This window comes from Streptomyces sp. NPDC056486, assembly GCF_042795295.1.
Taxonomy (GTDB): Bacteria; Actinomycetota; Actinomycetes; order Streptomycetales; family Streptomycetaceae; genus Streptomyces.
Genome location: NZ_JBHTSF010000115.1, coordinates 1 through 11,670 on the forward strand (window position 1 = coordinate 1; position 11,670 = coordinate 11,670).

13 protein-coding genes are annotated in these 11,670 nt (G+C 67.8%); all 13 read left to right on the forward strand.

What is annotated here, in order from left to right:
• The first annotated feature begins 317 nt into the window (after positions 1-317).
• Positions 318-1,433 (forward strand): LCP family protein, encoded by a 1,116-nt coding sequence (locus ACFQ7F_RS32985; protein WP_383278513.1) that lies wholly within the window; start codon positions 318-320, stop codon positions 1,431-1,433.
• A gap of 178 nt (positions 1,434-1,611) precedes the next feature.
• Positions 1,612-1,833 (forward strand): 50S ribosomal protein L31, encoded by a 222-nt coding sequence (gene rpmE / locus ACFQ7F_RS32990; RefSeq protein WP_249587748.1) that lies wholly within the window; start codon positions 1,612-1,614, stop codon positions 1,831-1,833.
• 129 nt (positions 1,834-1,962) lie between these two features.
• Positions 1,963-3,039: a peptide chain release factor 1 gene (gene prfA, locus ACFQ7F_RS32995; protein ID WP_383278517.1), complete on the forward strand. Its 1,077-nt coding sequence runs from the start codon at positions 1,963-1,965 to the stop codon at positions 3,037-3,039.
• Between the two features lie 48 nt (positions 3,040-3,087).
• Complete coding sequence (prmC, locus tag ACFQ7F_RS33000; protein WP_383278520.1) at positions 3,088-3,933, forward strand: peptide chain release factor N(5)-glutamine methyltransferase; 846 nt, start codon at positions 3,088-3,090, stop codon at positions 3,931-3,933.
• Positions 3,934-3,980: 47 nt separating this feature from the next.
• Entirely contained in the window at positions 3,981-4,628 is a 648-nt protein-coding gene (locus tag ACFQ7F_RS33005) for an L-threonylcarbamoyladenylate synthase (protein ID WP_361181432.1), read from the forward strand.
• Positions 4,625-5,266: a protein-tyrosine-phosphatase gene (locus ACFQ7F_RS33010; protein ID WP_383278523.1), complete on the forward strand. Its 642-nt coding sequence runs from the start codon at positions 4,625-4,627 to the stop codon at positions 5,264-5,266. Before ACFQ7F_RS33005 ends, ACFQ7F_RS33010 begins: the two co-directional genes overlap by 4 nt.
• A gap of 109 nt (positions 5,267-5,375) precedes the next feature.
• Entirely contained in the window at positions 5,376-6,647 is a 1,272-nt protein-coding gene (gene glyA / locus ACFQ7F_RS33015) for a serine hydroxymethyltransferase (protein ID WP_383278526.1), read from the forward strand.
• Between the two features lie 130 nt (positions 6,648-6,777).
• Positions 6,778-8,112 carry an MraY family glycosyltransferase gene (locus tag ACFQ7F_RS33020; protein WP_383278529.1) on the forward strand — a complete coding sequence of 445 codons (1,335 nt, stop codon included), beginning with the start codon at positions 6,778-6,780 and terminating at the stop codon, positions 8,110-8,112.
• Positions 8,113-8,372: 260 nt separating this feature from the next.
• The gene (locus tag ACFQ7F_RS33025; RefSeq protein WP_383278532.1) at positions 8,373-8,810 is read left to right on the forward strand and encodes a hypothetical protein; all 438 of its coding nucleotides are present in this window, start codon (positions 8,373-8,375) and stop codon (positions 8,808-8,810) included.
• Between the two features lie 276 nt (positions 8,811-9,086).
• A complete protein-coding gene (gene atpB / locus ACFQ7F_RS33030; protein WP_383278580.1) occupies positions 9,087-9,857 on the forward strand; it encodes a F0F1 ATP synthase subunit A in 771 nt (256 codons plus the stop codon).
• 72 nt (positions 9,858-9,929) lie between these two features.
• Positions 9,930-10,175 (forward strand): ATP synthase F0 subunit C, encoded by a 246-nt coding sequence (gene atpE, locus ACFQ7F_RS33035; protein WP_268773475.1) that lies wholly within the window; start codon positions 9,930-9,932, stop codon positions 10,173-10,175.
• Between the two features lie 41 nt (positions 10,176-10,216).
• Positions 10,217-10,774: a F0F1 ATP synthase subunit B gene (locus ACFQ7F_RS33040; protein WP_383278535.1), complete on the forward strand. Its 558-nt coding sequence runs from the start codon at positions 10,217-10,219 to the stop codon at positions 10,772-10,774.
• A complete protein-coding gene (locus ACFQ7F_RS33045) occupies positions 10,771-11,592 on the forward strand; it encodes a F0F1 ATP synthase subunit delta (protein WP_383278538.1) in 822 nt (273 codons plus the stop codon). The genes ACFQ7F_RS33040 and ACFQ7F_RS33045 overlap by 4 nt, the downstream gene beginning before the upstream one ends.
• Positions 11,593-11,670: the final 78 nt, after the last annotated feature.

Here is an 11,670-nt window from a genome sequence, read left to right on the forward strand (position 1 = left end):
CGACGGGGGCGGCCTTCTGCGTTGTGGGTGCGCGGGGAGCGCGGGGTGTGAAAGGGGCGCTGAATGACCTTGGCCACACCTCTAAGAGATTCTTATGGTCACGGGCAGTAGCCCCATGGCGGAGAAAATCGCAGGTGAGAAGCGGGAAGCGCGAGACGGGAGTGCACGATGCGTCACGGGCGCGCGCCGGGGCACTCATAAGTGGCTGTGCAACCCTTCTTTCGGTTTCCACGTCTGACAAGTAACGACAGACCGCGACTGACTGCGACTGACCCTGAAAGCAGGGGGTAACCGACCCGACGAGGACTGAGGAGCACATGACAGACGAGAGCGCATCCGCGGATACGGCACCGAAGCGTCACCGAGGCGGTGGCGGTCGGCGTCGAAAGCCGCGCGACAAGCGCCGAAAGGTACTCGTCGTCACCGCATGGACCGCGGCATCGGTGGTCGTCCTCGGTGGTGCGGGCCTCGGCTTCGTGTACTTCAAGCTCAACGGCAACATCAAGGGCGTCGACATCAACGCGGCGCTCGGCACGGACCGCCCCAAGAACGTCGACAACGGCTCGCAGGACATCCTTGTCCTCGGCTCCGACTCCCGCTCCGGCGACAACGCCAAGTACGGCAAGGACGAGGGCGCCGCCCGCTCGGACACGGCGATGATCGTGCACGTGAACAAGGGCCACAAGACGGCAAGCGTCGTCTCGATACCCCGCGACACGCTCATATCCCGCCCCGAGTGCAAGACGGACGAGGACGAGACGGATCCGGGCGGCGAGCGGCAGATGTTCAACACGGCGTACGAGGTCGGCGGCCCCGCCTGCGCCGTCAAGACCGTGGAGAAAATGTCCGGCATCCGGATGGATCACTACGTAGAGGTCGACTTCACGGGCTTCAAGAAGCTGATCAACACCCTCGGCGGCGTCGGGATCACCACCAAGAAGGCCATCCACGACAAGGACAGCCACCTCAACCTCGAGGCCGGCAAGCACCAGCTCACCGGCGAGCAGGCTCTCGGCCTTGTCCGCACCCGGCACGGCGTCGGCGACGGCAGTGACCTCGGCCGCATCCAGCTGCAGCAGGCCTTCATCAAGGCCCTGATCAAGCAGGTCGAGGACGTCGGCGTCTTCAGCAACCCGAAGAAGCTGTACGACCTCGCGAACGACGCGACCAGCGCCATCACCACCGACTCCGACCTGAACGACGTCAAGAGCCTGGCGGGCTTCGCGAGCGGGCTCAAGGGCATCGGCGGTGGCGACATGAAGATGGTCACGCTGCCCATCCAGTACGACCCCAACGACCCCAACCGCGTCCTGCCCCTCGAGAAGGCCGACCGGCAGGTCTGGGCGGCGCTCAAGGCCGACAAGCCGATCCCCAAGTCCGCCACCGAGCAGTCCGCGGGCGACAAGGGTGACGCGAGCGACGTCGTGAAGTAGCGGCAGGCAGCCACAAGCGGCGACAAACAGCGCCGCTCGCAGCCCGCCGGGAATAGAACGGAACCCACCCCGGTTTGGGCAGATGCGACCGGTCCTGGCAGACTGGTACGTCGGTCCCGGTTCACGTACGAGCAATCCGCGCGTACGACCCGGAGCCCTCCCGAAACTAGGAGACACCTTGAAGCGCGAGATCCACCCCGAGTACGTCGAGACCCAGGTCAGCTGCACCTGTGGCGCCGAATTCACCACCCGCAGCACGATCTCCAGCGGCACCGTCCGCGCCGAGGTCTGCTCCGAGTGCCACCCGTTCTACACGGGCAAGCAGAAGATCCTCGACACCGGTGGCCGTGTGGCCCGCTTCGAGGCCCGCTTCGGCAAGGCTGCCGCCGCCAACAAGTAGCGAGCCACTGCGCCGGTCTTCGGCCGCCCTCGGGAGGGGGCGGTTGGGACCGGCGCTTTGCCGTCTGACGCAGCAGCCATATTTCGCGTAGAACCTTCGCGTAGGAACGCAGAAAACCAGGAGACCCCGATGTTCGAGGCGGTCGAGGAACTGATCGGCGAGCACGCCGATCTGGAAACGAAGCTCGCGGACCCCTCGGTCCACGCGGACCAGGCCAACGCGCGCAAGCTCAACAAGCGCTACGCCGAGCTGACCCCGATCGTCTCGACGTACCGCGCCTGGAAGCAGACCGGCGAGGACATCGCGACGGCCCGTGAACTGGCCGCGGAGGACCCGGAGTTCGCCGCCGAGGTCAAGGACATGGAGAAGCAGCGCGAGGAGATCACCGAGAAGCTGCGGCTCCTCCTGGTGCCCCGTGACCCCAGCGACGACAAGGACGTCATCCTCGAGGTCAAGGCGGGCGCGGGCGGCGACGAGTCGGCGCTCTTCGCCGGCGACCTCCTGCGCATGTACCTGCGGTACGCGGAGCGCGTCGGCTGGAAGACCGAGATCATCGACGCCACCGAGTCCGAGCTCGGCGGCTACAAGGACGTCCAGGTCGCCGTGAAGACCAAGGGCGGCAACGGCGCGACCGAGCCGGGACAGGGCGTCTGGGCGCGACTGAAGTACGAGGGCGGCGTGCACCGCGTGCAGCGCGTGCCCTCGACGGAGTCGCAGGGCCGGATCCACACCTCCGCGGCCGGCGTCCTGGTGACGCCCGAGGCCGAGGAGGTCGACGTCGAGATCCTCGCGAACGACCTGCGCATCGACGTCTACCGCTCGTCGGGCCCCGGCGGCCAGTCGGTCAACACCACCGACTCCGCGGTGCGCATCACGCACCTGCCCACCGGAGTCGTGGCCTCCTGCCAGAACGAGAAGAGCCAGCTGCAGAACAAGGAGCAGGCGATGCGTATTCTGCGTTCCAGGCTCCTTGCCGCGGCTCAGGAGGAAGCGGAGAGCAAGGCCGCGGACGCCCGTCGCAGCCAGGTCCGCACCGTCGACCGCTCCGAGAAGATCCGGACGTACAACTTCCCGGAAAACCGGATCTCGGACCACCGCGTCGGCTTCAAGGCGTACAACTTGGACCAGGTGCTCGACGGAGAGCTCGACGCGGTCATCCAGGCCTGCGTCGACGCGGACTCCGCAGCCAAGCTCGCGGCAGCCTGAGCCCCGACCGCACCCGCCCATCGCTCAGCTCAGCCCCGGAGGACCAGCGTGAACCTGCTGCTCGCGGAAGTGGCCCAGGCCACCCAGCGGCTGGCCGACGCCGGCGTGCCCTCGCCGCGCAACGACGCGGAGGAGCTCGCCGCCTTCGTGCACGGCGTGAAGCGGGGCGAGCTGCACTCCGTCAAGGACTCGGACTTCGACGCCCGCTACTGGGAGACGATCGCGCGCCGTGAGGCCCGCGAGCCGCTCCAGCACATCACCGCGCGCGCCTTCTTCCGCTACCTCGAACTGCAGGTCGGCCCCGGTGTCTTCGTGCCGCGCCCGGAGACCGAGTCGGTCGTCGGATGGGCCATAGACGCCGTGCGCGCGATGGACGTCGTCGAGCCGCTCATCGTCGATCTCTGTACGGGTTCCGGGGCCATCGCCCTGGCCATGGCCCAGGAGGTCCCGCGCTCACGGGTGTACGCCGTTGAGCTGTCCGAGGACGCCCTGAAGTGGACGCGCAAGAACGTCGAGGGATCCAGGGTCAAGCTCTCCCAGGGCGACGCGCGTGACGCCCTTCCCGAGCTCGACGGCCAGGTCGACCTCGTCGTCTCGAACCCGCCGTACATTCCGCTCACCGAGTGGGAGTACGTGGCTCCCGAGGCCCGCGACTACGACCCGCAACTGTCGCTCTTCTCCGGCGAGGACGGCCTCGACCTGATCCGCGGCATCGAGCGCACCGCACACCGCCTCCTGCGGCCCGGAGGTGTCGTCGTCATCGAGCACGCCGACACCCAGGGCGGCCAGGTGCCGTGGATCTTCACCGAGGAGCGGGGCTGGGCCGACGCGGCCGATCACCCCGACCTCAACAACCGGCCGAGGTTCGCGACCGCCCGCAAGGCGATGCCGTGAGCACTCCCACTTCAAGCCAGCAGTTCGTGTACGAGGAGGCCCGCTAGATGGCACGGCGATACGACACCAATGACGCGACCGACCGGACGACCGGTCTGCGCGAGGCCGCGTCGGCCGTCCGCCGTGGCGAGCTGGTCGTGCTGCCCACCGACACCGTCTACGGCATCGGTGCCGACGCCTTCACACCGGAGGCGTGTGCCGACCTGCTCGACGCCAAGGGCCGGGGCCGCAACATGCCCACGCCCGTCCTCATCGGCTCCCCGAACACCCTGCACGGCCTGGTCACCGACTTCTCCGAGTCGGCCTGGGAGCTCGTCGACGCCTTCTGGCCCGGCGCGCTGACCCTGGTCGCCAAGCAGCAGCCGTCGCTTCAGTGGGACCTCGGGGACACCCGTGGGACCGTCGCGATCCGGATGCCGCTGCACCCCGTGGCCATCGAACTGCTCACCGAGGTCGGCCCCATGGCGGTCTCATCGGCGAACCTCACGGGACACCCCGCTCCGGAGGACTGTGACGCCGCGCAGGAGATGCTCGGCGACTCCGTCTCCGTGTACCTGGACGGCGGCAGGACGCCCGGCATCGTTCCCTCCTCGATCGTGGACGTCACCGGCAAGGTGCCCGTACTGCTGCGCGCGGGCGCCCTGGACGCGGAGGAGCTCCGCAAGGTGGTACCCGACCTCGAGGTGGCGAATTGACAGCCCCTGAGACGGGGCGTGGCATAGCGGCTCATCCCGTTTCGTTCCGCATCCTCCACGTCAGCACCGGAAACGTATGCCGCTCGCCGATCACCGAGCGGCTGACCAGGCATGCCCTGGCCGACCGCCTGGGTGATCCCTTCACGGGCGGCCTGATCGTGGAGAGCGCGGGCACGTGGGGGCACGAAGGCGCCCCCATGGAGACCAACGCCGAGGCCGTGCTCGCGGACTTCGGCGCGGACGCATCCGGCTTCAAAGGACGCGAGCTCCTGGACGAGCACGTCATCCGCGCGGACCTCGTCCTGACGGCGACCCGGGACCACCGGGCGCAGGTCATCTCGATGGGCCACTCGGCGGGCCTTCGCACGTTCACGCTCAAAGAGTTCACGCGCCTTGTGCGGGCCATAGACCCGGCGACCCTGCCCGACGTCGACGGAGGTGTCGTCGAGCGGGCCAGGGCCCTGGTACGGGCCGCCGCGGCACTGCGTGGCTGGCTCCTGGCGCCCACGGCGGAGGCGGACGAGGTGTACGACCCCTATGGGGCGCCGCTGCCCTTCTTCCGCTCGGTGGGCGACGAGATCAACGAGGCGCTCGACCCGGTGGTGACGGCGCTGACGGGCGTGCGGGCCAAGGCGTAAACCTTTCTCTGCACCACGGGCGGAAGATCCGCCAGCGACGCCGCGCGGGCGCCGTGTGGCGGGCCTACATTGGAGGGATCCTCACCCCTCGCGAGGCCCGGAGCCCAAGATGCCGGTCAGCACCGCACCCACCGCCGCCCCGACGGCGCCCGCTGACTTCGCCGCGCTCCGCCGCGCGGACCCCCAGATGGCGGAGATCCTCCTCGCCGAACAGGACCGCCAGGGATCCTGCCTCCAGCTCATCGCCGCCGAGAACTTCACCTCACCGGCGGTGCTCGCCGCGCTCGGCTCCCCGCTGGCCAACAAGTACGCCGAGGGCTACCCCGGCGCCCGTCACCACGGCGGCTGCGAACTGGTGGACGTCGCCGAGCGCATCGCCGTCGACCGCGCCAAGGCCCTCTTCGGCGCCGAGCACGCCAACGTGCAGCCGCACTCCGGCTCCTCCGCGGTCCTCGCCGCGTACGCCGCCCTGCTACGCCCCGGCGACACCGTCCTGGCCATGGGCCTGCCCTACGGCGGCCACCTCACGCACGGTTCGCCCGCGAACTTCTCGGGGCGCTGGTTCGACTTCGTGGGCTACGGCGTCGACCCGGAGAGCGGCCTCATCGACTACGACGAGGTGCGGTCCCTGGCGCGCTCGCACCAGCCGAAGGCGATCGTCTGCGGCTCCATCGCCTACCCCCGGCACATCGACTACGCGGCCTTCCGCGACATCGCCGACGACGTGGGGGCGTACCTCATCGCGGACGCGGCGCACCCGATCGGCCTGATCGCCGGGGGAGCGGCCCCCAGTCCCGTGCCGTACGCCGACGTCGTGTGCGCCACGACCCACAAGGTGCTCCGCGGCCCGCGCGGGGGCCTGATCCTGTGCGGGGCCGGGCTCGCGTCACGTATCGACCGGGCCGTGTTCCCCTTCACGCAGGGCGGCGCGCAGATGCACACGATCGCCGCCAAGGCCGTCGCGTTCGGCGAGGCGGAGACCCCGGCCTTCACCGCGTACGCCCATCAGGTCGTCGCGAACGCCCGCATTCTGGCTGAATCGCTCGCTGCGGCGGGCTGCGCGATCACCACCGGCGGCACCGACACGCATCTGATCCTCGCCGACCCCGAGCCCCTGGGGGCCGACGCGCACACCGCCCGGGGCAGACTCGCCGCCCGCGGCCTCGTCCTCGACACGTGCGCCCTGCCCCGCCCCGACGGGCGCGGACTGCGGCTCGGGACGGCCGCCGTCAGCACGCAGGGCATGAAGGACGCGGAGATGGTGCGGATCGCCGGGCTCGTCGCCGACGCGGTGCGAGATGAATCCAAAGGCGTGCAGGACTCGAAAGTACGAGAGGAAGTGCGTGAACTGGTGGGCAGATTTCCGCCGTATCCGACCTAGGTCGGGGTAGGCGCGTCAAGGAACCGCACGTACTCGTGCAACCATCGTCGCTACCCGGAAGTCCCCAACCGTAAGCATGCAGAGCTAGTGTGTGGGGCTGAGATGGCCAGCGATACCTGTGGGGAAGCCCGTGCGTGAATACCTCCTTACGCTCTGCATCACGGCCGCGGTGACTTACTTGCTGACCGGCCCGGTGCGGAAGTTCGCGATCGTGGCCGGCGCCATGCCGGAGATCCGCGCCCGCGACGTACACCGGGAGCCCACGCCCCGGCTCGGTGGTATCGCGATGTTCTTCGGGCTGTGCGCCGGTCTGCTCGTCGCCGACCACCTGCCGAACCTGAGTGACGTCTTCGAGCGGTCGAACGAGCCGCGCGCACTGCTCTCCGGTGCCGCGCTGATCTGGATCATCGGCGTCCTCGACGACAAGTTCGAGATCGACGCGCTGATCAAGCTCGGCGGCCAGATGATCGCGGCGGGCGTCATGGTCCTCCAGGGCCTGACGATCCTGTGGATCCCGGTCCCCGGCTACGGCATGGTCCTCCTGGACCAGGGGCAGGGCACGCTCCTGACGGTCGCGCTCGTCGTCATCACCATCAACGCGGTGAACTTCGTGGACGGCCTCGACGGCCTCGCCGCGGGCATGGTGTGCATCGCGGCGACGGCGTTCTTCCTGTACGCCTACCGGATCTGGTACGGCTACGGCATCGAGGCCGCGGCCCCCGCGACGCTCTTCGCCGCGATCCTGATGGGCATGTGCCTGGGCTTCCTGCCGCACAACATCCATCCCGCCCGGATCTTCATGGGGGACTCGGGCTCGATGCTGATCGGCCTGGTCCTCGCGGCGGGGGCGATCTCCGCCACAGGCCAGATCGACGGCGACGCCCTGAGCCTGAACTTCGGAGGCGCCCGCGATGCCACGCACGCGATGCTTCCGGTCTTCATCCCGCTCCTGATGCCGCTGACGATCATCGCGATCCCGTTCGCCGACCTGGTCCTCGCGATCGTGCGGCGTACGTGGAACGGCAAGTCGCCGTTCGCGGCCGACCGCGGCCACCTCCACCACCGCCTCCTGGAGATCGGCCACTCCCACAGCCGTGCGGTGCTGATCATGTACTTCTGGTCGGCACTCATCGGTTTCGGCACGGTGGCCTACTCGGTCCACTCGGCCAGCATGTGGATCTTGTTCGTGATCGTCGCCCTGAGCGCGCTGGGTCTCGTGCTGCTCATGCTGCCGAGGTTCACCCCGCACATCCCGCGCTGGGCGGAGTCCTTCGTGCCGCCGCGTTACCGGCGGCGCAAGGGGGCGGCCGCGGACGTGTCCGCGACCGACGAGGCGGATGCGACGGACGAGCCCGACGCGGAGACGGACGACCGTCCTCCGGTCGGGTCAGGCGTCAACGGGGCGACGGCCGTTGGCACCCGCTCGCGCTTCGAAGATCGGCGCAAGGCCGGTTCGTCGAGTTGACTGTCGGCGTCAAACTTGCCCAATACCAGACAAGTTGCCGCGTTGCGCGCACAGACGCGCGGGTTAACTCTCATGTGTGACAGCCAGCACACCTACGAGGTAAAGACCTCATCAAATAGTTTGTGATACCGTTCACGAAACCAGGGGACAGAGCCGAAGGACCGTAGTGCGACGGTCTATTGGCCCGAGGTACACCCTCGACCCCGGACTACGCTCGTCCATGACGACACCCTGCCCCCATCAGTAAGCGGAGCGCCGCCATGCCGTCTCAAGACACCCGAACTCTCCTGCAGTCCGCTGTACCCACCGCTGCCGCCGGCGTGATCGTCGCCGCCGTCAGTGCTGTGGTCGCGGGCGGCAAGGGAGCGCTCGGTGCGGTCATCGGCACGTTGGTGGTCATCGCCTTCATGGGGCTCGGGATGTTCGTGCTTCAACGCACGGCGAAATCGCTTCCGCAGTTGTTCCAGGCGATGGGGCTTGTGCTCTACGTCGCCCAACTTCTCCTGCTTCTTGTCTTCGTGGCTCTCTTCAAGGACACCACGTTGTTCAACCCCAAGGCGTTCGCCGTGGGGCTTGTGGTCGCGACCGTCGTGTGGATGGCTTCGCAGGCCCGCGCGTTCATGAAGGCCAAGATCCTCTACGTCGATCCTGACTCCGAGCAGAAGGACAAGCCGGAGAAGTCGGGGTCCTCGACGTGAAGGGTAGGGCCGGGATAAATGCGAGATCGGGATGCTGCTATCGTCCGGTGCCAACTGCGGCACAGCCGGCGCGGGCATCTGAGCTGACGCCTGCACGATCGCGAGGCTCGATGCCTGAACGCCGCGCCCACATCCGAAACACCAGTCTGGTGCCGAACCGCGGCTGCGCGCCGCGCCGACACGACAACGAGGTTGCCGTACCTATGCGTCACGCCGAAGGAGCCCGCGGTGAGTGCTGACCAAACTGAGCTCGCCTTTGACTGGAGCTGTCGGATCATGTCCGACAACGGCTGTGGCTTCCCGGCTCCGGGCCTGCACTCGTTCCTCTTCAAGCCGATTGCCACCGTCGGCGGGTTCGAGTTCAACAAGGTCATGCTGCTCGCCCTGCTGACGACCCTCGTCGTGGTCAGCTTCTTCTTCATGGCGTTCGGCAAGGCCAAGGTCGTCCCGGGCAAGCTGCAGCTGATGGGCGAGGCCGGCTACGACTTCGTACGCCGCGGGATCGTCTACGAGACGATGGGCAAGAAGGACGGCGAGAAGTACGTCCCGCTCATGGTCTCGCTGTTCTTCTTCATCTGGATCATGAACATCTGGTCAGTGATTCCGCTGACCCAGTTCCCGGTCGCGTCGATCTTCGCGTACCCGGTGGTGCTCGCGCTCATCGTCTACCTGATCTGGGTGCCGCTCACCTTCAAGAAGCACGGCTTTGTCGGCGGCTGGAAGAACATCACGGGTTACGACAACTCGCTCGGCCCGATCAAGTGGCTCGTGTCGTTCATCGAGTTCTTCTCGAACCTGCTCGTGCGTCCCTTCACGCACGCGGTTCGACTCTTTGCCAACATGTTCGCCGGTCACCTGATGCTGGTGATGTTCACCGTCGCCTCCTGGTACCTGCTGAACAGCTTCTTGATCCCGGCCGCCGGTGTCTCGTTCGTGATGACCATGGCCATGATCCTCTTCGAGCTCTTCGTGCAGGCCGTTCAGGCGTACGTCTTCGTGCTCCTGGCCTGCTCGTACATCCAGGGCGCTCTCGCCAAGCACCACTGAGCCCCTCTGTAACCCCCCTAAGCGCCCGGTGGCCAACCCCCACCGGTCCATGAAAGAGAAGGAAGTAACGGCATGTCCGCGACTCTCGAACTCGCCGCCGTCACCGGTGACCTCAAGGCCCTCGGCTCCATTGGTTACGGTCTCGCCGCGATCGGCCCCGGCATCGGTGTTGGCATCGTCTTCGGTAAGGGCACCGAGGCCCTGGCCCGTCAGCCCGAAGCCGCTGGTCTGATCCGTGCCAACCAGATCCTTGGTTTCGCCTTCTGTGAGGCGCTCGCCCTCATCGGCATCGTCATGCCCTTCGTCTACAGCTCCTGATCGCCAAAGACGATTAGTACCGTTCGACGAAAGGCAATGATGTGATCGCCAACCTGGTACAGCTGGCGGCCGAGGAAGAGCAGAACCCGCTCATTCCGCCGGGCCCCGAGCTGCTCGTCGGCGCCATCGCCTTCGCCATCGTCTTCTTCTTCTTCTGGAAGAAGCTCCTCCCGAACATCAACAAGGTTCTGGAAGAGCGCCGGGAGGCGATCGAAGGCGGTATCGAGAAGGCTGAGGCCGCTCAGACCGAGGCCCAGAGCGTGCTTGAGCAGTACAAGGCTCAGCTCGCCGAGGCCCGGCACGAGGCCGCGCGTCTGCGCCAGGAGGCGCAGGAGCAGGGCGCCCAGCTCATCGCTGAGATGCGCGCCGAAGGCCAGCGGCAGCGCGAGGAGATCGTCGCCGCCGGTCACACGCAGCTCGCCGCCGACCGCAAGGCCGCCGCGCAGTCGCTTCGTCAGGACGTGGGCCAGCTGGCCACCGACCTGGCCGGCAAGCTCGTCGGTGAGTCCCTTGAGGACTCCGCTCGGCAGAGCCGCACGATCGACCGTTTTCTCGACGGACTCGATGAGACTGCGGCGAAGGCCGAGGCGGCTCGATGACAGCGCACGGAGCCAGCCGCGAGGCCCTCGCGGCCGCGCGCGAGCGTCTCGACGCGCTGACCGACAACACCTCGGTGGACGTGCGGCAGCTCGCTGACGAGCTGGCCTCGGTCACCGCGCTGTTCAACCGCGAGGTATCGCTGCGCCGGGTCCTCACCGACCCGTCGCAGGCAGGCGAGGCCAAGGCCGAACTCGCCGGGCGGCTGCTCGGCGGGCAGGTCAGCGGTGAGACCGCCGACCTGGTGGCCGGCCTGGTCCGCTCGCGCTGGTCGCAGTCGCGTGACCTGGTGGACGCCCTCGAGGAGCTCACCAACCTCGCCGAGCTGACCGGTGCGCAGAAGTCCGGCGCGCTGGACGACGTCGAGGACGAGCTGTTCCGGTTCGGCCGGATCGTCTCCTCGAACACCGGCCTGCGTTCCGCGCTGACCGACCGCGCCGCCACGGGCGCGGCCAAGAGCGAGCTGCTGCGCAGCCTGCTCGGTGGCCGTGCCAACGAGGTGACGGAGCGGCTCGTCGAGCGCCTTGTGACCGCGCCCCGTGGACGTAGCCTGGAATCGGGACTCGAGTCCCTGTCCAAGCTGGCCGCGGACCGCCGGAACCGCATGGTCGCCGTCGTCACTTCCGCTGTTCCGCTTTCGGACCAGCAGAAGCAGCGCCTCGGTGCCGCACTGGCGAAGGTCTACGGCCGACAGATGCACCTGAACCTCGACGTGGACCCCGCGGTCCTCGGCGGAATCACGGTGCAGGTCGGCGACGAGATCATCAACGGCAGCATCGCGGACCGACTCGAGGACGCGCACCGCCGCATGGCGAGCTAGTAGTAACTCAAAACGTTGTCATTACGGCCCTAGTTGGGCCGTGCAGAGGATTCACCTCGTACTTGGGGGGAGTCCCCA